Below are 26,284 nucleotides of genomic sequence, written 5' to 3'. Positions count from 1 at the left end.
CCATGGCGTATAACACCATGGGCCTTCAAATTATCTAGTAGTGCTTGATTGTGTTATCGTCGACGAATTCGATCCGATTGAGCTCCTGTCGGAAGTTACTTTTGAAAATTGCCAAGTATTGTTTTCGCAAGCCATCGCGTTCAGCAAGTTCTTGCTCGTTCAAGCCGCTGGATTTGCTTTTCGGGACAGTTCATTAATCCTGTTAATTAAATTCTCCATGTCCACTCTCCCTTCCCCCCTGTTCACAGCTTGGTTAGAATAGGTCTGCAAGCAGCTCAAACGAGCGCAATCTTGCCTGATCGTCATAAATCATGGCTGCTGCAATCAACTCATCGGCTCTTGTCTGTTCAACGATAGCCTCAAGCTTGCGCCGCACCGTTTCTGGACTGCCAACCGCGGAATAGCGAAGCATTCTGCCTTGGACTACCGCCTTTTCCTGCGCATTCCACATTTCATCCAGCTTGTCAGTCGGTGGCTGCAAGCGACCGTTCCTGCCGCGCAGTACGCTTAAAAATTGCATTTGTTGCGAGGTTGCCAGCCACTCCGCTTCCTCATCCGTAGCAGCGACTACCACATTGACACCAACAATGACATACGGGCTTTCCAGTGCTGCGGAAGGACGGAATTGCCGATGATACAGTTCCAGTGCCTGCAGCAAATAGTCGGGCGCAAAATGACTCGCGAACCCAAACGGCAAGCCCAGTTGACCTGCTAGCTGTGCGCTGAAGTCACTGGAGCCGAGCAAAATAATTGGAATATCCAAGCCTTCGCCGGGCACGGCTCTGACGCCAGGTGCCGCGCCGCCAAGCGCTGGATTGAAATAGGAACGAAGCTCATTCAGCTGTAGGGGGAAATCGTTACTGTTGATAGATAAGCCTCTGCTAAGTGCGCGTATGGCCGAAGAATCAGCACCTGTCGCGCGACCGAGTCCAAGATCTATACGTCCCGGGAACATTGATTCCAGCGTACCAAATTGCTCAGCAATCGCCAGCGGAGCATGGTTAGGCAGCATGATGCCTCCCGAACCTACGCGAATTTTGGTTGTATTGGCAGCGATCTGCCCAATAATCAATGAAGTAGCCGAACTGGCTACACCTAGTGAATTGTGATGCTCGGCCAGCCAATAGCGGTGGTAACCCCACTTCTCCGCATGCTGTGCCAAATCAACGGAATTGCGAAAAGAATCGGCAGGCGTCTTGCCCTCTATTACCGGCGCCAAATCAAGGATCGATAAACGTGTGCTGCGGGTTGTCATAGGTTGTAAAACCTCCTTATTTCTGGTGTACATTGCGTGATATACGCTCAATAAAGTCGGTCAGTGCCTGAATTTCGGCGTCAGAAAAATCATCAGTCATCTTCTGGTAAAATTCCTCACTGCGCTGCCACAGCTCTTTCAGCTCTGTTTCACCCAGCTTGGTCAGTGAAAGCAGCGTAATCCGCTTGTCGGCTTCGCTCTTGCGCGTTGTAATCAATTCCTGCTGCTTCAGCTGCTGTAAATGCCTTGTAATGGCAGCAGCATCCAGACCAATCAACGCTTGCAAATCAGGTTGGCTAAGCTCACCACGATCATGAATGTAGTCTAGTATTTCGAGCTTGGTGCAGCTCGTGTTAACTTGTGCGCTAAAGGCTTGGTTCATTTCTTTATTCAATACATGCAAGCGATAAAACGCCTTTTCCCGGTCAGAACATTTCCTAACGATATTATCACCTCATTAATCATTGATACATCAATTGATATATCAAGGATTATAGCTAACCTATATTAGAAATGCAACCCTACATTGAAAGAACGGTCAGATTAAGTCTGACTACAATGTACGAATGGATAATTTTGGGTAGATTTTCACATAGATAAGTGGTACATTATTTTGGGATCAATAGCACAGGTGTTCGTGTTCGATATGTGTTATTGGCATCACGGGCAAGTCGGGACATACATTTTGTCTCATCTTATTTATATTTGGGAGGGTATCGACATGGCTAACAATTCTGCTTATCGAACAAACATTATAGGTGCTGGTGAGGTTGGTAGCGCTATCTCGGTTGACATGGATAGGGATTCTATTCATAAAACGAACAGTGTTTTTTGGGACACACAAGGAAATGACGTCATAGGAGCAACCGCGCTCCCTCTCTATGGAGCATTTGTCACAGAAGAAAAACTCCAGCTTTTCGGTGATGTTTCAGGGAAAAAAGTGCTGGAGATCGGCTGTGGAAGCGGACATTCCTTACACTATCTGGGGGAACGGGGAGCATCTGAGCTATGGGGTACAGATATCTCAGAACGACAAATCGAAAAGGCGGCGCAATATTTAGAGGCCTCCGGTCTTTCAGCAGAGTTTATCTGTTCTCCTATGGAAGAAGAATGTGGCATACCCGTGGCTTATTTTGACTTTGTTTATTCCGTTTATGCCATAGGCTGGACCACTGATCTTGAGGGTACTTTTAGCCGGATTGCTTCTTATCTTAAACAAGACGGTATGTTTATTTTCAGCTGGTCTCACCCTATACATAAATGTGTTGCTGCAGAAAATGATATGCTTGCTTTTAAAAAATGTTATTTCGATGAATCTTGGTATTCGGTATCTCTTGGTGAGGGTGAAATAACCTTATCGGATCGCAAACTATCAACCTATGTGAATGCGCTGGCAAAAGCGGGATTTGTCATAGAGGAAATGATTGAGGAATCCGATGAAGATATTTTGCAATCGCATGATGAAAGCAGTGATTTTGCCAAAAAAGCAAAGATGCTCCCTGTAACGTTTGTAATCAAAGCGAAAAAACGATAGGGACATAAATAATTTAATACAAAAGCGTAAAAGAAAACCCGCGCGGGGCGCGGGTTCTTTTGAAACTATGTTCTTGTCTTCTGATATATTCTAGCTCGGCCTTCCTCACAATACAGCTGATGTACCCCCGTCTATATTCACGGCAGTTCCTGTCACGTAGGAGGCAGCTCCCGACACCAGAAAAGCAATCACTTTCGCTGCTTCTTCCGTCTGACCTATTCGCTTTAATGGAATACCATGGCGCGGGTTGGACGCGAACTCCTCCCAACTTTGCTCTGGTGCTGAAGCCTGCCACATCCGCTCAATCTGATCACTACGAATCAGACCGATACACACGGCGTTAACACGAATATTATCCCCGGCAAGGTCCTTGCTCATGGCCTTCGTAAGCGCAAGTCCTGCAGCCCGGCTGACTGATGTCGGCAAAGACGACGCAGATGGCGTCTTTCCCTGAATCGCTGTCACATTCAGAATGGCACCGCCACCTCTTCGACGCATATGAGGAACTGCTGCCTTTGAACTTTGGACGGGTCCTAACAATTTCAAATCCAAATCTGTTGCCCAGCTTTCGGCACTGGTCTCTTCAAACGGCTTCGCCGCAGATCTTCCGGCATTGTTGACCAAAATATCCAATCCACCGAAATGCTGTGCAGTCTGTTCTACCGCACCACGGGCCTCTGCTTCTACAGAAATATCTGCGGAGATGACAAGTGCATCTGCTCCTGTAGTTTCTTTAATATGTTGGGCCGCAGCTTGAAGCGCCTCTACGTTACGAGCAACGATCGCCACCTTTGCGCCTTCCGCTGCTAAGATTACTGCTGTCTCAAGTCCAATTCCTTTGCTGCCGCCTGTAATTAGTGCAACTTTATCCTTTAATCCTAAATCCATTTATAGTTCCTCCCTATCTGTCTAAATAAACATCCACTTAAAGCTCTTTATGTGCGTTTAATTTTACTGTCTAATTTTTCTTTTATTTTCATCATCGAATTAAGAATTTCATTAACCTCACTATCACTCAGTCCATTGTACAATTGATCAATTTGTTTATCAGACTGCCTATGAATTTCACCTAATATTTCCTCACCTTTTTTTGTTAACAAGAGAAAGCTTTTTCTACTGTCCGTTGTTGAGCTTTTTTTCTCTATTAATTCTTCCCTCTCTAATTTACGTAAAATTCTACTCATATAGCTTCTATCAATATTAAGTTCTTGCACGAGTTGATTCGCTATACAATCAGTCCTCGCACTTATCTCCAATAGCACTCTTGCTTCAGTTAATGAATAATTCGTATCTAAAAGATGATTATTGAACAAACCGAGTATCTTTGTATAAAATCGATTGAATTCTCTGATTTCATAAATCATTTTTTTATCCATCACATGCTCCTTTAGTTGACATAGTCCACATTTAGCATTAACATAATTATATCTTTTAAACGTGGACTAAGTCAACTTTCTAAGTATAAATTACTTGCATTGTATTAACATTTAAATGAAGGAGATCAAATATGAATATTCGAGAAATTAAAGATGAAGACAATGCACAAATCAAAAAAATCATACAAGATTCATTACGATCGCTTGGCTTAGATATTCCTGGGACAGCTTACTTTGACCCTCAACTTAACGACCTTCATCATTATTATAATAATATTAAACACGCAAATTACTGGGTAGTAGAAATGGAAAACGAAGTTGTTGGTGGTATAGGTATAGCACCGTTCAGCGAACATGAACAAGTATGCGAATTGCAAAAGCTCTACTTAACCCCCAAAGCCCAAGGTTTAGGACTTGCCACAAAACTCATGGAGACAGCTTTGTTATTTGCCTCCGATCATTACACAAAGTGCTATTTAGAAACACAGCATGAATTAAAAGCTGCATGCAAACTATATGAGAAATTTGGGTTTACACTTTTACCTGAACCACTGTCAGGTTCTGAGCATTCTGCTATGAATGCGTGGTATATAAAAGCTTTGAAATAATCTGCTAACCTCTAAATTTGAATGAATTATTAAAAAAACAGCGGAATTCCTGAGAGAAAAGAATCCCAGACTTCCGCTGTTTCCTATGAAAGGAAATTAAATTCGACTAATTTTATTGACCCGTAGTTTTTCCTGTCACACTAATGGGCCGTGCTGCCTGTGACAGTAAACCGGCAATGGTTACCGCGATAAGTATAATCATGAGCGCACGAAGCAAACCAACAGACTCCCCTATCACTCCTATTAAAGGTGGTCCGGCGAGTGAAGCTAGATAACCGAGCGTCGATACTACACCCACTCTTGCTGCTACACCGCGTGGATCATCTCCAGCTGCAGACATTCCTACCGGGAAGCCACATGCTGCGCCTATTCCCCAAAACACAACGCCAACAATAGCAAAATGATAGCTTTGGCCAAATATTACAATGAGTAGACCAATAATTGCTGAAATGGATGAAAGTCGCAGGATAGCAACTCTACCAAACCGATTAAGCAAGAAATCGCCTGTTAAACGGAATATTGTCATAGCCGCTACAAATAGACTGTAAGCAATAGAGCCTAGAGCTGGTGTAACATGATACCCATCCACCATTATAAGTGGAATCCAATCATTTGCTGAACCTTCAGCAAAAGCCATGCCAAGGACGATAATTCCAATCAGAATGGTTCGGCGCTCTTTCCAAACGGCCATCCGTTCCTTAGCACTCATTGGCGTTTCTGTAACATCAGCTCCGTTCTCTTTCCCGGTGCCTTCAGGTATGTTCCGCCAGGAATATAAAGCACAAACAATGATAACTACAATAGCAAAACCCATGTGAATTGGAACTGAAATCCCCAGCTTAATTGCACCGGCACCGGCTAATGCACCCAATAACATCCCGAAGCTATAAGCAGCATGAAAGCTGGTCAGAATGGATTTTTGTACAGTTCTTTCAATAGCTGTTCCTTCCACGTTCATGGCGACGCCGCATATCCCATGCCCGAATCCGTATATTGCTAACCCCAGAAACACCGTGATGCTACTGGGCAACCATGATCCGCCTATGCCTACAACGAATATTCCAATACAACTGAGTAACAAACCTGATGCAATAATAAAGAGTCCACCTTTATGAGCAACCAAATGGCTAGCAGACAACAAACCTATAAAGGAGCCTACCGACAAGCCCAAAATAATCCAGCCCATTTGTAATGTAGTAGCACCTAATGCATCCCGAATTGTTGGCGTACGTGAAATCCAGGAGGATATTGCAAAACCCGGCAATGCAAAAATAACGTAGATTGCAAGACGCCATAACCTAATTTGATTAATAGTTAATTTATGATCCATAGTAGTTCTCCTTCATTACCACATGCATTCCCACCGATTACAGATTTCATTCAAGAATATGACAATCCCCTAATATTTCGGGCTTATAACGCATGCTATCTGCTTCGGTAATAGAACGAATCACTTTGCACGGAACACCTGCAGCAAATGAGTTTTCTGGAATGTCACGTGTTACAACGCTCCCTGCACCAATCACGCATCCATCACCAATGGTTACACCTCCACAAACCGTCACATTGGCAGAGAGCCATACATTGTTTCCGATAGTTACGGGCTTTGCATAACATAAGGATTTGATATCTCCATGCTGGTCAATCATCTGTTGACGCTCTGCAGCAATGAAAGGGTGACTCGGGGTGACAATGGTTACATTGGGACCAAACATTGTGTGATTTCCGATCGTAACCTTGGCATCATCCTGCACGGTAAGGTTATAATTGGCGAAGAAATGATCGCCGATCTCGGTATGGACTCCATAATGAAAAAAAATTGGACCCTGCATAAAGCCGTGTTCTCCCTTACGAGCAACCAATTGCCGAAGGATGGCTTCACGTTCTTCAGTCTGCTCCTCGAACGTACTGCTATATTGTTGGCTAAGGTTGTGAGCACGCCGTTTGATCTTTTTTAGTTCAGGGTGGCCAGGACTAAAAAACATGCCTCGAAAAATCCGCTCTTCTTCTGTCATCTATACAACCCCTTGATATAGGTTTGTTTTATCTTCGAACCCAAGTGGGAATATTAAATTTTTGTTCAATTAAACATCATTCAAACAAATCATTAATTGAGCGAATAGGTTTTACTTCTACAGACTCGTTAGATAAGGACAAACATGCATAAGCAGCTCCCCAGATGATTGCACATAAAATAACGTATACCATAGTTTTACCCCCTTGATGATTGTGAATACGCCTGAAGCTGAATCGGTTTATTCTTCAACCACTTAATAAACACACTTTATAAAGACTATGTATTAATATGCTCGATCCCCACCATTTTGTCAAGGATGAAATATAAAAACCTCGGAAATATTATCCGAGGCTTAAGTTAAATCGTAAGTTCAATTTGGATATTCACTAGTCCAATGAAGCAACTTTCGTAGTAACCGTCACCTGCTGTTCGGGGGCCCCTTAGCGTTCTATATCCAGCCTCCGCCAGTTGACAGGTTAACAGATCGACTTTTTCCTTACTGCCCAAACTAAAAGCTAAGTGTGTCAAACCAGTTCTCCAATTCTTTTTTACTACAAGACTTTCAGCAAGTTGTACCAGCTTATCCCACCATGCTTGGATTCAGACAGTCCGTGGTTCACAAATCCTAACTTCTCGTAAAAAGGGACAAGTTCTTCTTTACACGTTAAAGTAATTCCTGATCGTTCATTCTCTAAAGAAATATACTCCATTTTATCAATTAAGTACTTCGCAACCCCTTGATTTCTCGCCTGCTTGGATACTACCAATCCTAAAACACTTTGATAACCTCCTTTCTTTGGATTTTCTTTTATTTTCGTAAAAAGGTCGTCTGTTATATACGGTTGACTAATAATAGGTCCATTAATATAACCAATGATTTGCCCTTCTTGTTCCGCTACAATAAAAGTGTCAGCGATTAATCCAATTCTCTCCACAAAAGCTTCTTTGGTGGCCGCTTCTTCTTTGGAAAAACCTTCATTTTCAATGAAAAGCAGATGCTCCAAATCCGTAAGTTGAACATTCCGTAATGAAATCATTTTTTTGAAATCCCCATTTCGATCAGAACTGATTTAGAATCACTAACTCATTCTATTTTAAATTTGTTATACTCTCATTATTAGGATCTGACAGTTCCATACACAAGCTTTCGGTTAGTATATCAAATGTATATATTCAGTTCCAGAACAAGCTGCTAAGTTAGGTGATTTTAGTAATCACTAATAAATTGTTAAAAGAGGTTGAGAACAAAAGATGGCGAACCAAACGGATGCTAAATCGCTTACTGAAACACAAACCCAGGAGCAACATAAAAGTTCTATTCTTGAAATTCTTGCAGCATCCACAAAACTTGGTTTAACATCATTTGGCGGTCCAATCGCCCACTTAGGTTATTTTCGCGACGAATATGTAAAACGCAGGAAATGGCTCGATGAAAAAAGCTATGCCGACCTGGTCGCCTTGTGTCAGTTCCTTCCGGGACCGGCTAGCAGCCAAGTCGGAATCTCTATCGGTATGATGCGCGGCGGGCTGCTTGGCGGAATCGCTTCATGGATCGGATTTACTTTGCCATCCGCACTAGCATTAATGATCTTCGCATTGGCATTAAACAACTACGATGTAGGCAATGCCGGGTGGCTTCACGGGCTGATGATCGTTGCTGTCGCCGTGGTTGCACAAGCTGTTTGGGGGATGGCCCGAAGCCTCGCCCCTGATCGTACTCGGGGAACGATCTCTATCTTAACCGCTATCCTTACCTTATTATGGCCTTTCGCTTACGGTCAATTGATACTCATTGCCGCTGCTGGACTATTTGGCTTATTTTATTTTAAAAAATCTGAAATTCCGGAAACGCCTGATATTCGTATATCCGTTAGCCGCCGTACAGCGGTTGGTGCTTGGGTTCTGTTCTTCGGATTGTTGATCGGACTACCGCTATTGCGAACAGTGGTTTCTTCCCATTGGCTGGCTGTGTTTGACAGCTTTTATCGTGTTGGTTCGCTTGTCTTTGGTGGCGGCCATGTTGTGCTTCCAATGCTTCAAGCTGAAGTAGTGTCTTCCGGCTGGTTAACGGATTCCCAATTTCTTGCCGGTTATGGTGCAGCCCAAGCTGTACCGGGGCCTTTATTTACCTTCTCTGCTTATTTAGGTACCGTTATGAACGGATGGATCGGCGCTTTGATCGCTCTAATCGCGATGTTTCTCCCGTCCTTTCTGTTGATTACTGGTGCATTACCGTTCTGGGATACGATTCGCCGACGTCCGAACTTTCAATCATGCCTTAAAGGGATTAACGCCGCAGTAGTTGGTATTTTGCTCGCTGCACTATTTAATCCCGTATGGATGAAGGCAATTCAAACGCCTTACGACTTTTGTCTTGCTATCGCAGCGTTCGGTTTACTTATGTTATGGAAGCTTCCCCCTTGGGTGATCGTGTTGTTATCGGCAGCCGGTGGTTCCTTGATCTCTGTTTTTTCCTAAGAAAAGATTTATAGATGCTCTAACAGCATGCAGGTATTTGTCATATGTTATAGATGTGTAATTCAATTTATAACAAAGGATTAATGATTGTTATCACAACTACTGTCGGCAAATTGGTAGGTACTCTGGATGACGTCTTCCTTGATCATGTTGCTCTTGTAGTTGAAGGAAAAAAGCATCACATTCGATTATGTGAAATCGTGTATTTTGAAAAAGCAGAAGAGAAATAAACGACGAACAAGAGCCGGAGTTATCCCACGGCTCTTGTTTTCATATACAAATCATTTTATTGCCTTCCTGTATCTCACCTAATGGGTTTGCGGGTTAGATCAGGTTACTTTATTGAATCTGCTCAATTCTGTATTTACGAAATTCTTTAGGCGTTCTACTCTGATGCTTTTTAAAAGATTGAATAAAATGAGTGACATGATTAAAACCGACATTCTGGGCAATTTGGTGATGTATTATCTTTTATAGGAATGCTATTATTTTCAACCTATATGTTGGCGGGACAAAAAGTAAGCCATAAAATAGACGCAAATATATATAGTGTTATTGTTTTTATCATTGGTGGCGCTGTCTTATTGGTCTATAATGGGCTGAATCAGTATTCCTTGATCGAATACAACTCTAGCGAATGGACCTATTTTTTGTTACTGGCGATATTTCCAACTATTTTTGGACAACATATTTTTAATCTATTGTTAAAATCCGTTGGGGCAACCACAGTCTCAGTAGGGATTATTGGCGAACCTATTCTCGCTATCATTCTTGCTTACTTATTCTTAAGTGAAACAATACCATTCTTCCAACTCGCAGGTGGGTTAATGGTTTTATGCGGGATGGGGATCTATTTTTGGGCAAAATCATTAAACAAAGTGGAATCTATTTAGTAATGTTACCTAATATTCTATGAGGCAGGCGAAGAAAATGAATAAACATGAGATTCTAAGATTACTTGAACAATCAAACATTAGCTATAATATCATTGAGCATCCACCCGTATACACCATTGAAGATATGGATAGCTTTGGAATGCCCCATGCAGATCAGATTGCGAAAAACTTATTTATTCGAGACGATAAAAAGAGAAGTTATTTCTTGCTAACCATTCAAAAGGATAAAACGGTGAACCTTAAAGAATTGCGTAATCTGCTTCATTCAAGACCACTCAGCTTTGCTTCAGAAGATGATCTGTCAAATTACCTGGGCTTAAAAAAAGGAGCAGTTTCCCCTTTCGGTATACTGAACGATACAGATCGAAAAGTCGAGGTCATTATGGATGAGGATTTATTCCCGCTCATCAACATTGGAATCCATCCCAACGAAAATACAGCCACACTCTGGCTTGCACTTGAGGATTTACTAAGTGTTATTAAGAACCACGGGAATACGGTTAGTGTAATTAAAATATAACTCGATATTATGACTGGAGGTTGGGATAGTTGTTAATTGAGTTACGCCCAGCTAACGAAGATGACGGTGAAGACATTTATGAAATGATTGTCGAGTGTCCCCCAAACAACATACTGGTTATTGATTAATTCGAGACCTGTCGGGATTGGTAAGCTTCGCCATTATCTAAATGACGACTTAAGAAGATCAGGAGGACATATCGGCTATACCATTAGACCAAGCGAGAGGGGCAAGGGATACGGGAGGATTATTCTTAATGAATTGATTAAGGCGGCAAAACAGAAGGAAATTAGAGAATTGCTCTTAACCTGTAATGAATTAAACATATCATCAAGAAAGGTTATTGAAGCAAACTCTGGGCGACTTCAAAATTTTGAAAATGGGAAGTGTACATACATTATTTCAGTGGAAATGTGAAAAAGGATTCCATCCTACCAGAATTCAAAAATCCCCTCGAGTTTACAGGAAGAGTTTAGAATCACGCTAACTCTCGTTACCCTGTTCACTACGAGGGGATTTTTGACTAATGCGCAGGCTCTGCTTGTTGCATTGCTTGCTTCATTACATTATTTATTGAAAGTAACCTTCTCCGAACCGTTCTCAAGAATAATCGACGTTTCCCGCGGCTTTGTTTCTGCGATTTTGCGGCCGCCTCTGAAGGAATAAAGCACTCCGGCCTGTTTGCGAATGGCCTCATATTCATTCTCTGCTTCTAGCACGATGAAGTTGGCCGGCTTACCTTCTTCAATGCCATACACTTCCTCGATCTGCAATGTTCTAGCGCTGTTCTTTGTAATGAGATCAATTGAATTCACGATCTGATCGTAACCTAGCAATTGCGAGGCATGGATACCCATGTGCAGCACTTGCAGCATGTTGCCCGTGCCCAGTGGATACCATGGATCGAAGATGTCATCATGACCGAAGCATACATTCAAGCCGGCTTCCTGCAATTCTTTGACACGGGTAAGTCCCCGTCTTTTCGGATATGTATCGAAACGTCCTTGCAGATGGATGTTGACCAAAGGATTGGAGACAAAATTCAGGTCAGCCATCTTCAGCAATCTGAACAATTTGTACGTATATGCGTCATTGTAAGAGCCCATCGCCGTTGTGTGGCTTGCCGTTGTACGGGCACCCAATCCACGTTCGAAAGCTTCCTTCGCTACCACTTCCAAGAAACGGGATTGTTCGTCATCGATTTCATCACAATGGATGTCGATGTGACGGTCGTATTTTTCTGCGAGATCAAATGCGACCTTCATGGAATCAACGCCGTATTCCCGTGTGAATTCGAAGTGCGGAATGCCCCCGACTACGTCAACGCCCATTTTCAATGCTTCTTCCATTAATGCCGCACCGTTCGGGTAAGAGTGAATGCCTTCCTGTGGGAACGCAACCAGTTGGATATCGATGTATGGCGCCATTTCTTCTTTCACTTCAAGCAGCGCTTTGACTGCGGTCAGACTTGGGTCTGTAACGTCCACATGTGTCCGCACATGTTGGATACCTTGTGCAACTTGCCATTTCAGTGCCGTTTTGGAACGCGTTTTAACATCTTCATGCGTCAGGAATGCCTTGCGCTGTGACCAGCGCTGGATGCCTTCGAATAACGTTCCGCTCAAATTCCATTCCGGCTCGCCCGCCGTTAGTGTGGTATCCAGATGAATATGAGGTTCAATGAACGGTGGCAGCACAAGCGAGCCATTAACGTTAATTACTTCCTCATTTGCAGTAGCTTCAAGCGTTTGTGTAATTTTCTCGAACTTTCCATCCTTAACAAGGATATTCCATAGTCCTTCTTTACCCCGCAATTTGGCGTTCTGTATAATCATTTTTCTTCCCCTTTTCTTTGGATTCTTTCGCAGGAACGATAGTCATCAACACGATATAGGTTACCGCCGTACCGATCAGTGCGTTTAGTGGTGTTACTCCAGGAGCCAGTTGGGCGAATGCAACACCGATAGCCCATGCCAGCATCGCTATCCAGTTTACACTTTTGAAAGTCATATCGGCAAACGGTTTATAGTTTCTGCGCTTCACGAAGAAGTAGTCCGCGATGATGATAGCCCCGATGGATGGTACTGCCGCACCCAGTACATTCAGGAAACCAACGAAGTTGTTGTACATCCACATAGCGAATACGGTACCCACGATGCCGTTTACGATGACGAAGAACTTTTTCGAAATTTTAGTGATATTAGCAAAGCCCAGTCCGGAAGCGTATAAAGCGTTATCGTTGGTTGTCCAAATATTCAGCCCCAGAACGATGATCGCGGGAATGATCAAACCTTGCAGGAACATAACCTCGGAGATTTCTGCCAGATTATACGCCATTGCACCAACTGCGCCGAACAAGAACATGAGTGAGTTCCCCAGGAAGAAGGCAATTACCGTTGCAGTAACCGCCTGCTTGGACGTCCGGGAGAACCGGGCAAAATCGGGCGTCAGCGTTCCGCCACTAATGAATGATCCGATACAAATAGTCAATGCCGCTGCCGCAGTGAGACTCTGAGTCGGCGTGTAATCGAACAACCCTTGCAGACCACCAAGCGTACTTGCACCTTCGAACATGGAGTAACCACCAAGAATGGCAATCGCCGGAACCGCGATATAACCCAGAATGACAAGTGACTTCATCCCGAAGATGGCTGATGCTGTCATTGCAAGACCGAACAGGATGATCAACAGGTACACATTCCAATCCATCGCTTTAGCGACTGGAATCGCGAACATCGCTACACCAACACCGAACCAACCGACCTGCGTGAAGCCGAGCAGGAACGAAGGCAGGTGCGACCCTTTCTGACCGAATGCATATTTTGCTAACAAATGCGTGGACAAGCCCGTTTTGGCGGCGATATGCGCCAGCGCTCCCGTATAAATACCAAGCACCAAATTCCCTGCAAGTACGATGCCAATGAACTCCATGAACGTCAAGCTAACTCCGAGCGTTCCCCCTGCCAGCATACTTGCCGAGAAGAATGTGAATCCGAGCATTACGGATAACGTCTTCCAAAAATGGTTTCTCTGCGATTTCGGCACCGCTTGCCATGAAAATTCTTGATCTTGTTTGCTCATCAGAATACCCCCAACTTAAAGTGTTCTGATACCAAAAAGCAGAAAAAAGAGGCTACTCGTCAAGTCTCAAACTGACAAGTAGCCTCTTTTTTGCATCATAACCCGCGCGAAGACACAGAGCAGCCCTTGTCGGAATATGCCCTGATTCACGCGTGATTATAAACATCCGCTGCCCTTGCCAGCCTCTCTGGACTGATTTAAAGGTACCAGTATTCAATTAGACTCTATTATTCTGGAAAATCTTGCGGATGTCAATGTCATTATTAACCAATCGGTATAATTTCCTTCAGCAAGCCTCTATCCAGTTTCTGTTTGTTCTGCTTTACAATCGTATATCACCACTAAAATTAGCTATGAAGTGAGCATTGGGATCATACACCTCAAACTCATAACCACGTTCCTTAAGCAGCTCCAAAATATGTGGTAATGCCTCCACTGTCTGCTTGCGCTCATGTAGTAGAATGATCTCTTGTTCTCGGTTCAGAAGGCTGCTTATCAATTCCACAATTTTATCAGGCTGCTCAGGAAAGTCCCAATCTCTAGAATCCACAGTCCAATCCCACATGCGAAAACCTGCTGCAGATATGTCCCCACGGAATGCTTCATCAATCTGTGGTTTGCTTCCATATGGCGCACGAATCAGATCCGGAGCGAATCCAACAATGTCTTCAACCATCTTCTGCTCCTGTTTGAATTCCGTTATAAAATTGGAGGAACTACCGCTCTTATACAACTTGTTATAATCATGCGTTATGCTATGAAGCCCGGGATAGCTGCCCTCCTCAACAATTCTTTGCACTTCACCCGAATAATGATTCAACTTGGATCCAATCAGAAAAAATGTTGCTCTCGCATTGTACTGTTTCAAAATATCCAGGAGCTCATTGGTGTACTTACTTGGTCCATCATCAAATGTGAGATATGCCAGCTTACGAGATTTTTCATTGTTAGCAGATGTCTGATCCTCGGCGGGTATGTTCGGAATGTGAGGAGATTCATCATTCGCGCTAGGTAGTACATCCGGTGTTGGTTCCGGTTCGTTTCGCTTTTCTGCTGGATTGAAAAAGAGCATTCCCAATAGTACAACTATCAATATGATGAGTACACTATTAATTTTTCTGTATAGGACCTTTGGTTTGTCTTGGTTTTGCTGGGAACTCACTTACCGACACTTCCTTAAATTCAGGTAGTCTTGATATCTACGGGAATATGTATTTTTGTATTTTTACGTTGGTAGAGATTGTTCCGAATTAAAGCAAAAATCACTAATAAGGCACCATAAAATTCATAAAGACTGATCACATAGCCTTGGAAAACCATAAGAATAAACGTTGTTATAGGAACCATGCTTATAAAAAGGATACCATTCAGCGGCGTAAGTATCTTAATGCCGGCATTCCAGCTTAATAACGCAACAAGCCCGGGCATGAGTACCATGAAAGACATCTCGTACTTTATGGAGGATAGCGTATTCCAATCCGGAGCAGGGATAAGATGGAATAGAGTTGCTAGAGAAACAATAACCATAGAAACGGTTGTGCCTAGCAAGCAAGTTAAGGTTGAATATCTTAAAGTGGACCATTCTTTAAACTCGCTGCCTCCTAATGAATACAGCACCCACCCTACTACACCGATAAAGATTAGTAACACGGGGAAAAGATGCTGCGTCGCCATTGTGAAAAATGAAAGATCCCCTTTGGTAATAACAAGTAAAGCACCTGCTAGAGCTATACTTATGGTGATGAGTGTACTTCTAGTTGGTTTAATTTTTGTTCTGAACCAGACAATAAGGATTGAAATTAAAGGCATAAGTACTTCCATAATCGATGCTGTTATCGTACCTGCTTCCCCCATTAGGTGCTGCCCTGAAAAAACCATGAAATTGTACACTGTAAATGCCATGGTCCCATAAATCAGAAGCTTTCGTCCCTTTCCTTCAAAGCGAAAGGCAGCTTTCCCTTCTTTGAACCATAGCAAACACACGAGAATAACGGTCACAAGGAAATACCGGATAAAAGAAAAATAGAATGGATCGATATTTTGTAGTGCGCTATGCGCTACTGGAAACATGGCCCCCCATGATACACTGGCCGTTAGGCAAAGAGCCGAGCCCAGGAATACTTGCTTTCTTGTCAAATCGTTCATCCCCCACATGATCTCTAATTTATTTAACGGTATTAATCATAAGGGATTCAAAATCAGCAGTAAAATGATTGAAAGTTGAAGTTATCATCATTTACAATGATACTTGAAATTTGAATGGAATCATTTTTACCTTAAAAGCAAGCTAACATAGGAGAAGGAATATGGAACTCAATGACTTGAGAATTTTTAAGACCGTTGCCGAATTAGGTAGCGTAAGTCAAGCTGCAGTTAAATTAAGTTATGTTCAATCCAACGTAACAGCAAGAATCAAGCAACTCGAAAAGGAACTACAAACTGAACTCTTCTATCGACATAAACGGGGCATGGTACTAAACGCTGAAGGAAAACGGTTGAACGTATATGTAGAAGAAATATTAGGGAAAATAGATGAGATCAGGAATGTCTTTCAGGGTACAGATACTCCTTCAGGAATCCTCAATATTGGGATCGTTGAAACGGTAATCAGTTTGCCTGGAATTTTATCCTCCTACCTCGAAAAGAACCCAAATGTCGATCTATCACTGACCGTAGGTGTGACCGAGCAGCTCCTTCAAGATGTGTTGAGTCTGAAACTAGACGGTGCTTTTGTGACAGGGCCTGTGCAGCATCCTTTGATCGAATGTCAAAAGGTTTTTCGAGAGGAACTTATCCTCGTTACTAAGAGCGAATCTTTTGCAAAAGAGGACATCACAAAAAAACCTCTGTTGCTGTTCAACAAAGGATGCGGGTATCGTGAAAGGCTCGAAAGTTGGTTAAAGGAAGAGGGCGTTATTCCGAGGCAGATTATGCAATTCGGTTCATTTGAAACCATAATCGGCAGCATCACTGCCGGAATTGGCGTTACCATTGTTCCGAAATCATCGGTCATTCGACTAATTGACGAAGGTAAAATCAATGGATTTGGAATACCTAAACCATACAATGAGGTTACAACCGTATTTATCCGGCGAAAAGATACCTTTTTAACGAACACGCTGAGTTCTTTTATAGAAGAACTATAACAGGGTTTTAACATTCGGGATTGCAGTTTGAAAATAATAAAGCCCCCTCCGGCTTTCAGTTATAAGGCTCATCTTTTATGAGTTCATGTTCACTGTTTACCGGAGGGGAGAATGTCATCTTCTTATTTTGGATTCAAACTAATTATTGTTTTGAGTACAGTTCTTCCATGAATGCCCCTGCACTATCTATTCCTTCTCTCGCCTCTTCCAGGAAAGAGTGACAGAAGATCCAGTTATGGATCATCCCCGGCCAAGATCTGAAACGGATATCAACGCCTGCCAATGCTGCACGTGTCACGAACGTTAATGACTCGCTTAACATAATTTCAGCTTCTCCGACCATGACGTAGATTGGGGGCAATCCTCTCAAATCGCCGTAAATCGGCGAGGCATACGGAACTGTCGGTGAGACACCATTTAAATAATTATCAGCTAATTGTTGGATGGCTGCTTTGGTATTAATCGGGTCTACTCCCTCTCTGGTGGTGTAAGTCTCTCCGGTTAGTCCTAAATCAATCCATGGGGAGATCATTATCCCACCTGCCGGTAATGGTGTCCCGGTATCACGGATGTACATTAAAAAGGCTGCCGTAAGGTTCCCCCCTGCGGATTCACCAGCAATAATAATATTTTTGGGATGATACCCTTGGTCCAGTAACCAACTGTAAGCTTTCATCGCATCTTCAATTGGAGCAGGGAAAGGATGTTCTGGGGCCAGACGATAATTTATAGCCAATGTACGAGCCTTAGCCGCTCTTCCTATTTCGCTGGATTCACTCCGATGTGAATTGATACTTCCCATCATATACCCACCGCCATGCAAATATAGTAGTACACATTCTTCGCTGGACTCAGGGAAAAATTGCCATTCCCCTTGCATTCCATCAATGTCTACCTCCTCTGTCATCAAATCACTTGCTACCGGCAGTGAGCCCCACATTTGTTCTTCTGTAATTCGGCGAACCTCATCAACGGATGCTGAATAACTTGGCAGATTATCTTTAAATAGACGATGTGCTTTTAACAATGACTCTTTCATAACATTACTCCTATCTGAATGTTTAGTGTATTGATACTTGATTGATACAAGTTTATTATAATAATGAATTTGAATAATTTGCACAGCGTAATCGATGAATTATAGCCATATTGCTAAGGAATACTTTGAATTATATGTACTTCACTTTGGATTTAAAAGGAGCTAGTTGTAATGGATCAAATAGACAAGCAAATTCTGTTTTATCTTCAGGAACAGGGAAGAATATCGATGACAGAGCTCGGCAAATATGTGGGCCTGTCCCAACCTGCTGTATCGGAGCGAGTCAGACGAATGGAGGAAAAAGGGGTTATTGAGGGTTATCGGACAGTCATTTCTCCTGAAAAAATAGGCAAAAACGCTGCGGCATATATGCTTTTGCGAACTAGAGATTGCTCTGCATTTCTTGATTTTGCACGTTCTTCCCCGTATATAAAGGAGTGTCATCGCATCAGTGGTGATTACAATTATTTATTAAAAGTCGTGACTGACTCTACATCCTCCATTGAAGAGTTTGGTAAACAGTGCGATAAGTATGGAACTTATACCATTCAGATCATCATGTCGTCACCGATTGAGCATCTGCCCCTCATCTATTCACTTGAAGAAGTTGCAGAATCGGAATGAGTCTCTTATGAAGGTTTAATTTCATCTATAAAACAAAAAAAGGCAGAATCAAGGGACACCCTTATCCTGTCTTTTTGCATGTGCTCTGCTTTCTTTTTTCCTACTGTGCTAATGCTTCTAAATCCGGCTGCAATTTGTTTCGTAGAATATACAACATGATGGCACCAACAAGGAATGCGACAGCATCCGAAATGACAAGCGACCAGATCACCCCGTGAAAGCCGTTCATACGATTGGCGATATAGAGCACAGGAATTAGCGTGAGTCCTTGAATGACTGACATAATAAACGCTGCGGTTCCTTGCGCAGTTGCTTGGAAGATCCCTGTGAACAACGACGTCATCCCTGTAATGAACAAGGATAAGAACGTCACATGCAGAATGTAGCTGCCCATTTCAATTAATAGCGGGTCATTGGTAAACAAACCGATTAAGTGGTCGGAAATCAGATAGACGAAGATGCCAAACACGATGGCCAACGCCACCATCGTTTTGATGGTAAATCCTATAGTATGCTTCATGCGTAATTTATTCGCTGTAAAAGTGAAGGCTATGAGCGGCACGACACCCTCACATAATCCCATCAGAATAAACTCAGGAAATTGCAATAAACGTGATGAAATACCAAAGGCCGCTACGGCCTGATCCCCGTATTCGATAAGATAATGGTTAAAGATGAGTGACATTGCTCCCATAAAGACACTCATGATAAAAATGGGAATTCCGATTTTGAGTACATTGCTGAGAATCTCCTTGGTAACCTTGAACCATTTTACGGAGAGGGTAAAGAATTGGCTCTTATATCTGATATGGAAAGCGTAGAATGCACTCGCAACCAAGTTGGAAATGACTGTAGCAGACGCAACGCCGATCACATCCCAATGGAACACGAAGATCACTAATGCATCGAGGATAATATTCACGACAACACTGAGAATCATACCAACCATTGATGTAATGGCTGCTCCCTCTGAACGTACGATATTCTCCAACGTGAAGAATAATACGATGAATGGCGAACCGATTAACATGATCGTGACATAGTCCTTCGTAAATCCAAAGGAGTCAGGTGTTGCTCCCAGGCTATGAACGATTGGTTCAATTAACGGGAAGCCGGCAGCCATCAAGATTATACCTAGAATCAAGCTGCTGTAAAAAGCGAATGAAGACACATGCTTTACATCCTCATATCGCTTCTCTCCCAGTAAACGGGAGATGAATGTACCGCTACCGACGCCAATCAAGTTGCCTAGCGCCATAATGATCGCGAATAACGGTAAGGTTAGCGCCAGTGCAGTTAACATGGCAGTATGGCCGAGTGTGCCGAGGAAGTAGGCATTTAAGATAGAGTATATGACACTCAGTGACGTGCCTAACATCATTGGTATTGCGAAGTGAGCTACGGCTTTTGCAACCGGTGCTTTTTCAAAGTAATGGAGGTTTTCTGCATCCATATGATTCACCACTATCTTTATTTATTTAGGATTTGATGGGCCTTCTCCTTTGTTCCTTCTCGCTTTTTATTACGTTCTCTTGCTCATCAGATATAGTTATTTATCTTCCGGGTCTTGCGAATTGTCTATCGAAGCATTTCTATCGTCTCTAGAAGGCCAGCCGAATCCGCGCATGTCGTTACCGCGTCCATCCCGTCCAAACCCGGGGAATCTTCCGCCAAAGCGCTCGTCCCCAGAATTTCTCCACTCTCTGCCCATCTGTTCGCGCATGGCCATTAATCGATCAAATTCCTCTGTTCCCATACGCTCCCGCGCAGCCTTCATCCATATCGCCATGATGTCACGTTCTTCTTCGGTTCCAAGCTCCTTCTCTAAGGCGGCTATGACGCGGGTGAGATATTCCCCGAAAGTAACCTGCTCTTCTGGTGACAGACCAGAAAAGATATTGCCACCGTCTATCTCCTGCTCTTCTTCCTTTTGTCCTTTTTCCGTCAAGTAAATCAAAATAATACGTTTGTCTGAGTCTGAAGGTCTACGAGTGATATACTCGGCTTTCTCCAATTTTGCCAGTAACTCGTTGAGGGATGATACCCGAATGTCCAGCATATAGGACAAATCCTTTGTGCTGATCCCGTCTTTCATCCGGAGAAACGCCAGGATTCTACCTTGTCCCCGTGAGGTGTCTGCCATAGGGCCGACAGCCGCGTGGGTCTTAAATTGTTTTCTCTGCAGCAGCCATTGCAATTTCGCGAGTTTTTCGTACAGTTCAGTATTCATTTCCATAATGAATCCTCCTAATTGGGTTTGGTTATTTTATTTACGGTACCTGTTAATCAATGTAACGGTACCTGTTGATTTATATGATAACGGTACCTGTTGAACTTGTCAAAAGTTTTTTTACAGGTACCGTTAATATGTTGGTTTGCTATTTCCAGGGTCTGGCTAAAGAACGTACCAATGAAGTTCCTGCCGCTTTAAAAAGATATTTTACCTGCTCAGCTAAACTCAAATACAGTGTCTATCATTGTTAAGATTGTCGTATTATTCAACTCGTGCCTCTTGAGGACTTGGGTCAATGTTATGATTTATACGCCCGAACGAATTCGATTGAAGGAATATCAATGTAGGAAGATTCAAGCAACTTGATGTAGCGAATTCAAACAGAAGAGGTTTACGACTTTATGATTTTTAGGTATTAGATGGCCACTATTTCATTTATTGAATCTCTTTGTATAATTCTTTATCCCAGAATTATTATTTTATTGGCAACAACTACATAAAATCAACAGTTCAAGTCTAGAACTTTTTACTAACAACGAGATCTGTCGACAATATTTCATCCTGAGAAGGTCTTAAAGAAAAGAAAAACCACAAGTGATAACCATATTAATCGAGCGAGGGGATTCACTATACCAAAATAATTTATTTTGTACTTCATATATTAAATTACATTCTATCGTAGATCCCATACGAACTACTCATTGAATGATATACACATCTGTTCACTATTTAAGGAGAACTGTGCTTTAATCATGGGAGCCAAGCTGACTTTGAGTTTATTTGCAATTTTGACAAATATCGAATCGGCAATAGGATCAAGTTCTGTTTCTGAGCAAATAACAAGAACTATACCGATAAAATAAAAAAACGCTGCCAGCGAGGACTGTGGTCATACCCCTGTCAAGTAGACTGATGAAAAAGCTAAGCAGCCCGCGCATGCCGAAGCTCATTCGGCACGCGCAGTTTGAGTTTCGCCTGAAGACGTTGGTAGTTATAGAAGTGAATATATTCCTCAAATGAATCTTTGCCCCTGACTCACACTGGTGAAGGTACAACTTTTCTGACTTTAGATGTAAAAAAGAATTCGATACAGGTGTTATCCAGGGAGGTTGCTTGCGAGGGTACTGCCCTTGACGCTGAATGCTTCTATTTGTGTGTTGTATTAGAGGCCTTGGTCCAAATGAAACACTTCTTAGGACAAGTCTATTTTTCGTCCATTGTTCAATCCTACCCAGTACCAACTTTACATCATTACGTTTAGACACTTGTCTCTTTGTTAAAAAGATCTTAAATGGCGGACAACTATAATAACATGGGTACCATGCGAGAGATACGTATTATCGCTCCCAAGCTTCTGCAGAATACCTGTCGCTTTAATTCATTAGGATAAAGTACGGAAGGGGCGTAGTTGGAGCGGTTCCTTTTCTTTCGAATGACCAACTGAATCTAGATCTCTCCATAAGCCGCCATACCTTCTTATGGTTAACAGTATAACCCGCTTCCCACATGGCTATTCGCATTCGAGGATACTCAAATGGGGATGGTCTAAGTGAATGGCCAAATATGATCTTTGATTGTATGCTCCTGTTCATAAGCTTATGTCTGCTGAGAGTGTTACCTCGCCACTTGTAGTAGTTTGTTCGAGATAGACCTGCAACGGATTATAGGCGGGTAACTCCATACAGGTCGCGTACTCCTCGATTACGGCGTTTTGTCTTGAAGTCCAATCGCCGCTCCGTTAATAGATTTGGATATCACTATCTAAGTAATCCACCTATGTGCCTTTAAGTAATCCCGTTCTTCTTCGATACTGGCAAACGTCGTACGAAGGCGTCCTTTCATAGCTTTTGTTGCACCCTCGCGTGTATCAAATGGCTCTGCATTTCGATATTTCCTTCCCATACTTTAAGTTGGGTACAGTTTGTAATTCAACTTCTCTGCGACTACCTTATATCTTTCTACTCCAGTGAGATAAGTTTGAATAGCCTTTACTTTGAATTCCTCTGTGTACGATTGAAAGACTGGTCACTTTTTCGCCATACAAAAATCCCCTTCAAAGTCACTCATTTCCTCATGTTAACACATAAGGTTTTATGAGAATCTACTAAAAGGGGATAAGAGCAGTGTGCTTTTAATTTAGAAAGTTTTCATTTTACACTAGATTCAATTATCACGATTTTAAAGATTAATGAACATCTATTTAGCAAATGTTAATCACGAGTTTAATTCTAATAAGTGTTTTTTATAGAAAGATCTTGGAGCAATAGTTCTTAATAAATTTAATTTATGATGAAAAACGCATGCTCCTAACCTGTTACCACACTGACATGGACAAGGCATCTTGTTTGCTTCTCTTTTTTTAATACCAAGTAATCTTAGCGCCTTTTCTACTTGCTTTGGATTAGTAAGATTTAGAATATCACAGTAATCATTCAATATTCCCTTTTTGCCATGTTCAAGTTCACCAAAAATAAAGTCACCACCATTTTTCAACTTGTAAGATACGGCATATAAATATGGCACTAAACATTCTTCAGCATAAGTAATCAATGTATTCGAATTTTTAATTTTCAATATGACTCTTAGTGGTGAACCTACACACAGTGTATCATCAGGGTTAATATGATAATTATGATCTCTTGGTATTTTCCCTTTTAACTCAATAACCTTGGGTAGTTCATATGGAAACCTTTTAGGAACTAAAATTTCTAGATCATAGCTATCTTCTATTTTTGGACCACCTACATAATTTGCACTAAATCTAAAATTCCCTTTAAGAACTAACTCCCCATTTTTAATGGGTCGAAACCCCATTTCTGGGTAGTCATTCAGAAAATCTAGAGCACCATTTAAATTCATATACGTTCACCTAAATATTTTCTTTCCATGGTTTAGCAGGTTCACTGATAAAATGATCCTTTGGTTTTCTAGAAAAGGTTGATGAATCACTTAAACCAAGTTTTTTCTTAAGATCCTCGCTATTTATAGATACAGAAAAACCTTTGAGAATAGATTCAGTTAGTAACACAGGATCTGTCGATGTCGTTATACTATTTAAATCTCTCTGAGCTTGCTGCAACCAAATCGTAAAGTTCTCTTCTAAATTTAAATGTCTACACTCAGGCATAGACCACCTATCTGCAAAATCCTCTTCTGGATTAACAGGATTAGGAACACGAGGAGAATGACTATTGATCATACTAGCCATCTTTTCTAAAATGTTAGTTAAAGCAATGTATATATTACTTTCGCCATTATAGGCTCTTGCTGCTAATGTAGTGATAATAATAGAAATCGGCTTTGATTCGTCATCTCCAAACATAATATCTCGATGTCTCTTCAATATTTGTATACACCTTTGCAGGGGGGTTTTGTGTCTATATATTGGTACCTCGTCCACTTGAGCTTTCTCTAATAACGCATAACTTTCAGTTATGTAGTTTTGCTCATTAAACCACATGCTGTATCCTACAGGGTTACTAATATTCCATTCAACAACAATTTTATTATAATTCGGATCTCGGTCATCAGTAATTGAAATAGCCTTTTCAGATGCACCTTTTGCAATGCTCTCTTTTGTTCCCCTATTATTCATAGACTCGAGTAGTATAGCTTTATTAAGTTCGTCAAGTGGTATGGCTGGGACAATATCTAGGTGGAAGCTAATATCGTCACGATATTCAAGTCTCCAGCAACGATGTTTTGATACTAACGGTTCTGTAATTCCTCTTGCTTTTCTGTAAGCTTCTAACTCTTCGCCAACAATTTTTTTAAATTGTTCTTGTGTATGAGAACTTTTACTGATACCTTGGCGTAATTTACATGCAAGATCTAAATCATATTCATCTTCCTCACCAATAGGGCGAATAGCAGTCCCTAGCATAAAAGAGCCTTGAGGGAATATATGAACATCATAACTACTTAGTTTAGAGTTATCCCTGTTAAACCATTCCCCTAAATCCTCATATCGCTTTTTAGCTTTATCATAAGCTGAATCTGGTAAGTCTAATCTCTCAACTAGTTCCTCTAATATCCATTCTTTTCGTTCATCCATACTCGAAACAACTCCCTTAAATATCTAATCAATACTCCAAACAAGGTTGAACCCTTTATTTTCATCATAAATCTTTAAAGGTAAATCAGCTTTTGGCATCCATGCTCTTCCGACTTCTACAGCTATAGATACTGGCGCAGCAGGGAATAAATGAAGTTCATTATTATGACCATGCAAACTTTTAATTTGATTCATTGACTTTCTGAACATTTCTCTAAATAATCTCAATTGCTCTTTACTTTTTAAAAAGTCATTATATGGATTATCTATCGTTAACGTCCAAATCGATACATCGTTTCCTAATACATCCCGAATGCGACTATTATCTATAGTTGCACTTAATGAAATATTAAGTGCAACTATATTTGTAATTGTGTCAGGCGGCACAAGACGGTATTCGAATTCCTCAGACTGTGTCTCTTGCCATTTCCAATCACATGGTTCACGATTTAATTGATATACTTCTGCGGTCTGTATATCCGATAATAATCTACCTAATTCTATCAGCAGTGGTTGAGGTGCTAAAGCAAAAACAGACATATGATTTAAGCCAATTTCACTGCGCTGCGATACTTTTTCTTTAAATTGTCGCTTTAGATTTTCTGCTTCCATAGCCCAGTACATCTGTTCTTTATCATTAAACATACTACTTTTGAGACCAAGCTCTATTCCCATTTTGTCAGCAGGATATTTCTCAGGTAACATAGCATGTATAGCTTTTTCCATACTAACTTTCGCACCATTTTTCCCAATGTTTGCACCATAAAGTAGAACATACGACTGTTTTTCTTCTGTTAAAGAAGTTAGCATTTCCATTCTTTCTTCATGTCTTTTTTTCATCTCCAACAGTATTTCTTCTGGGTGTTCATCTACTTGATCACGGTCTATCATTCTATGATGAGTATCACACAGTAACATAAGGTTCTTGATTTCTTTGCTTAATAATTCTGAGCGATTCTTATCTCCCCTTGGGCCATCAGGACTATCTGCCACAATATGAGCTATGTACGCTGAATTAAATTCAGATTTAGTGGTCGAATCGTACCATAAAGGCTTATTACATCCCTCATACTGACAACGTCCTGAAGCCTTTCCCCATAGCCTTATTTTCACCTTTTCTGGTAGTACTGTTCTTGACATACTAAACTACTCCTCTTTTTCATTTAATTGTAATACGTGAAATTACTGTTATAGTTTCTATCTGTTCACATGACCTTATATGTGAAATTTCTCAATATTCAAATCACCTCTGAACTATCTACAAATAAAATTATATACTGAATTTTTAAATATAAATACAAAATTTGGAGTTTGTGCTCCCTTGTTTATTTAACAATTGAGACTACATGTCCAAATAGGTAATTATCTAATCAACTATGTAACCATGTTATTGTCATATACATAGAACAAAAAAGTCACATAG

Annotated in this window: 27 protein-coding genes and 1 pseudogene; 9 read left to right on the top strand and 19 right to left on the bottom strand. The window is 41.5% G+C overall.

Annotated features, from left to right (window positions below; all coding sequences use genetic code 11):
• Window positions 1–34: 34 nt before the first annotated feature.
• The 3 genes from AC3Y23_RS09745 to AC3Y23_RS09735 form a co-directional block, all read right to left on the bottom strand.
• A complete protein-coding gene (locus AC3Y23_RS09745) occupies window positions 35–130 on the bottom strand; it encodes a hypothetical protein (RefSeq protein ID WP_379198586.1) in 96 nt (31 codons plus the stop codon).
• 123 nt (window positions 131–253) lie between these two features.
• Window positions 254–1,255: an LLM class flavin-dependent oxidoreductase gene (locus AC3Y23_RS09740; protein ID WP_379198123.1), complete on the bottom strand. Its 1,002-nt coding sequence runs from the start codon at window positions 1,253–1,255 to the stop codon at window positions 254–256.
• Window positions 1,256–1,271: 16 nt separating this feature from the next.
• Complete coding sequence (locus tag AC3Y23_RS09735; RefSeq protein WP_379198121.1) at window positions 1,272–1,637, bottom strand: MarR family winged helix-turn-helix transcriptional regulator; 366 nt, start codon at window positions 1,635–1,637, stop codon at window positions 1,272–1,274.
• 339 nt (window positions 1,638–1,976) lie between these two features.
• Between AC3Y23_RS09735 and AC3Y23_RS09730 the strand changes: the two genes are divergently transcribed.
• On the top strand, window positions 1,977–2,789 hold the full coding sequence (locus AC3Y23_RS09730; RefSeq protein WP_379198119.1) for a class I SAM-dependent methyltransferase: 813 nt from the start codon (window positions 1,977–1,979) through the stop codon (window positions 2,787–2,789).
• Window positions 2,790–2,894: 105 nt separating this feature from the next.
• On the opposite strand, the gene AC3Y23_RS09725 is transcribed toward AC3Y23_RS09730, so the two are convergent.
• Both AC3Y23_RS09725 and AC3Y23_RS09720 read right to left on the bottom strand, forming a co-directional pair.
• A complete protein-coding gene (locus AC3Y23_RS09725; protein ID WP_379198117.1) occupies window positions 2,895–3,677 on the bottom strand; it encodes an SDR family NAD(P)-dependent oxidoreductase in 783 nt (260 codons plus the stop codon).
• A gap of 47 nt (window positions 3,678–3,724) precedes the next feature.
• Window positions 3,725–4,165, bottom strand: coding sequence for a MarR family winged helix-turn-helix transcriptional regulator (locus AC3Y23_RS09720; RefSeq protein WP_379198115.1), 441 nt, complete (start codon window positions 4,163–4,165; stop codon window positions 3,725–3,727).
• A gap of 131 nt (window positions 4,166–4,296) precedes the next feature.
• Here AC3Y23_RS09720 and AC3Y23_RS09715 point away from each other — a divergent pair, with 131 nt between their 5' ends.
• Window positions 4,297–4,773, top strand: coding sequence for a GNAT family N-acetyltransferase (locus tag AC3Y23_RS09715; RefSeq protein ID WP_379198113.1), 477 nt, complete (start codon window positions 4,297–4,299; stop codon window positions 4,771–4,773).
• 112 nt (window positions 4,774–4,885) lie between these two features.
• On the opposite strand, the gene AC3Y23_RS09710 is transcribed toward AC3Y23_RS09715, so the two are convergent.
• From AC3Y23_RS09710 to AC3Y23_RS09700, 3 genes are all read right to left on the bottom strand, one after another.
• Window positions 4,886–6,103, bottom strand: a complete 1,218-nt coding sequence (locus AC3Y23_RS09710; RefSeq protein WP_379198111.1) for an MFS transporter — start codon at window positions 6,101–6,103, stop codon at window positions 4,886–4,888.
• A 46-nt stretch (window positions 6,104–6,149) separates the two neighbouring features.
• Window positions 6,150–6,788: a sugar O-acetyltransferase gene (locus AC3Y23_RS09705; RefSeq protein ID WP_379198109.1), complete on the bottom strand. Its 639-nt coding sequence runs from the start codon at window positions 6,786–6,788 to the stop codon at window positions 6,150–6,152.
• A gap of 553 nt (window positions 6,789–7,341) precedes the next feature.
• Complete coding sequence (locus AC3Y23_RS09700; protein ID WP_379198107.1) at window positions 7,342–7,827, bottom strand: GNAT family N-acetyltransferase; 486 nt, start codon at window positions 7,825–7,827, stop codon at window positions 7,342–7,344.
• 214 nt (window positions 7,828–8,041) lie between these two features.
• Here AC3Y23_RS09700 and AC3Y23_RS09695 point away from each other — a divergent pair, with 214 nt between their 5' ends.
• A complete protein-coding gene (locus tag AC3Y23_RS09695) occupies window positions 8,042–9,268 on the top strand; it encodes a chromate transporter (protein ID WP_379198105.1) in 1,227 nt (408 codons plus the stop codon).
• 53 nt (window positions 9,269–9,321) lie between these two features.
• Window positions 9,322–9,498, top strand: coding sequence for a DUF2642 domain-containing protein (locus tag AC3Y23_RS09690; protein ID WP_379198103.1), 177 nt, complete (start codon window positions 9,322–9,324; stop codon window positions 9,496–9,498).
• A gap of 109 nt (window positions 9,499–9,607) precedes the next feature.
• Here AC3Y23_RS09690 and AC3Y23_RS09685 read toward each other — a convergent pair.
• Window positions 9,608–9,724 (bottom strand): annotated as a pseudogene (locus AC3Y23_RS09685) (AraC family transcriptional regulator); the annotation flags it as partial.
• A 44-nt stretch (window positions 9,725–9,768) separates the two neighbouring features.
• Between AC3Y23_RS09685 and AC3Y23_RS09680 the strand changes: the two are divergent.
• From AC3Y23_RS09680 to AC3Y23_RS09670, 3 genes are all read left to right on the top strand, one after another.
• Complete coding sequence (locus AC3Y23_RS09680; protein ID WP_379198101.1) at window positions 9,769–10,161, top strand: EamA family transporter; 393 nt, start codon at window positions 9,769–9,771, stop codon at window positions 10,159–10,161.
• A gap of 37 nt (window positions 10,162–10,198) precedes the next feature.
• Window positions 10,199–10,684 (top strand): prolyl-tRNA synthetase associated domain-containing protein, encoded by a 486-nt coding sequence (locus tag AC3Y23_RS09675; RefSeq protein ID WP_379198099.1) that lies wholly within the window; start codon window positions 10,199–10,201, stop codon window positions 10,682–10,684.
• A gap of 87 nt (window positions 10,685–10,771) precedes the next feature.
• Window positions 10,772–11,101 (top strand): GNAT family N-acetyltransferase, encoded by a 330-nt coding sequence (locus AC3Y23_RS09670; RefSeq protein ID WP_379198097.1) that lies wholly within the window; start codon window positions 10,772–10,774, stop codon window positions 11,099–11,101.
• A 149-nt stretch (window positions 11,102–11,250) separates the two neighbouring features.
• Here AC3Y23_RS09670 and AC3Y23_RS09665 read toward each other — a convergent pair whose 3' ends face one another.
• From AC3Y23_RS09665 to AC3Y23_RS09650, 4 genes are all read right to left on the bottom strand, one after another.
• Window positions 11,251–12,519, bottom strand: a complete 1,269-nt coding sequence (locus AC3Y23_RS09665; protein WP_379198095.1) for a cytosine deaminase — start codon at window positions 12,517–12,519, stop codon at window positions 11,251–11,253.
• Entirely contained in the window at window positions 12,488–13,765 is a 1,278-nt protein-coding gene (gene codB, locus AC3Y23_RS09660; RefSeq protein ID WP_379198093.1) for a cytosine permease, read from the bottom strand. The genes AC3Y23_RS09665 and codB overlap by 32 nt, the downstream gene beginning before the upstream one ends.
• A gap of 322 nt (window positions 13,766–14,087) precedes the next feature.
• Window positions 14,088–14,837 carry a polysaccharide deacetylase family protein gene (locus AC3Y23_RS09655; RefSeq protein WP_379198091.1) on the bottom strand — a complete coding sequence of 250 codons (750 nt, stop codon included), beginning with the start codon at window positions 14,835–14,837 and terminating at the stop codon, window positions 14,088–14,090.
• A gap of 110 nt (window positions 14,838–14,947) precedes the next feature.
• Entirely contained in the window at window positions 14,948–15,910 is a 963-nt protein-coding gene (locus AC3Y23_RS09650; protein ID WP_379198089.1) for a DMT family transporter, read from the bottom strand.
• A gap of 161 nt (window positions 15,911–16,071) precedes the next feature.
• Between AC3Y23_RS09650 and AC3Y23_RS09645 the strand changes: the two genes are divergently transcribed.
• Window positions 16,072–16,911, top strand: coding sequence for a LysR family transcriptional regulator (locus AC3Y23_RS09645; protein WP_379198087.1), 840 nt, complete (start codon window positions 16,072–16,074; stop codon window positions 16,909–16,911).
• 142 nt (window positions 16,912–17,053) lie between these two features.
• Here AC3Y23_RS09645 and AC3Y23_RS09640 read toward each other — a convergent pair whose 3' ends face one another.
• Entirely contained in the window at window positions 17,054–17,950 is an 897-nt protein-coding gene (locus tag AC3Y23_RS09640) for an alpha/beta hydrolase (RefSeq protein WP_379198085.1), read from the bottom strand.
• Between the two features lie 171 nt (window positions 17,951–18,121).
• Here AC3Y23_RS09640 and AC3Y23_RS09635 point away from each other — a divergent pair, with 171 nt between their 5' ends.
• Window positions 18,122–18,574, top strand: coding sequence for an Lrp/AsnC family transcriptional regulator (locus AC3Y23_RS09635; RefSeq protein WP_379198083.1), 453 nt, complete (start codon window positions 18,122–18,124; stop codon window positions 18,572–18,574).
• Window positions 18,575–18,674: 100 nt separating this feature from the next.
• On the opposite strand, the gene AC3Y23_RS09630 is transcribed toward AC3Y23_RS09635, so the two are convergent.
• The 5 genes from AC3Y23_RS09630 to AC3Y23_RS09610 all read right to left on the bottom strand — a co-directional run bounded on the left by AC3Y23_RS09630 (window position 18,675) and on the right by AC3Y23_RS09610 (window position 26,001).
• Entirely contained in the window at window positions 18,675–20,027 is a 1,353-nt protein-coding gene (locus AC3Y23_RS09630; protein ID WP_379198584.1) for an MATE family efflux transporter, read from the bottom strand.
• A 96-nt stretch (window positions 20,028–20,123) separates the two neighbouring features.
• Complete coding sequence (locus AC3Y23_RS09625; RefSeq protein ID WP_379198081.1) at window positions 20,124–20,810, bottom strand: MarR family winged helix-turn-helix transcriptional regulator; 687 nt, start codon at window positions 20,808–20,810, stop codon at window positions 20,124–20,126.
• Window positions 20,811–23,021: 2,211 nt separating this feature from the next.
• Complete coding sequence (locus AC3Y23_RS09620; protein WP_379198079.1) at window positions 23,022–23,666, bottom strand: hypothetical protein; 645 nt, start codon at window positions 23,664–23,666, stop codon at window positions 23,022–23,024.
• Window positions 23,667–23,676: 10 nt separating this feature from the next.
• The gene (locus tag AC3Y23_RS09615) at window positions 23,677–24,861 is read right to left on the bottom strand and encodes a nucleotidyltransferase domain-containing protein (protein WP_379198077.1); all 1,185 of its coding nucleotides are present in this window, start codon (window positions 24,859–24,861) and stop codon (window positions 23,677–23,679) included.
• A gap of 24 nt (window positions 24,862–24,885) precedes the next feature.
• A complete protein-coding gene (locus tag AC3Y23_RS09610) occupies window positions 24,886–26,001 on the bottom strand; it encodes an SAVED domain-containing protein (protein WP_379198075.1) in 1,116 nt (371 codons plus the stop codon).
• Window positions 26,002–26,284: the final 283 nt, after the last annotated feature.

Source organism: Paenibacillus sp. MAHUQ-45 (genome assembly GCF_058133325.1).
The sequence above is the reverse complement of the archived record's forward strand: the minus strand, read 5'-3'. Positions and strand labels throughout refer to the sequence as shown.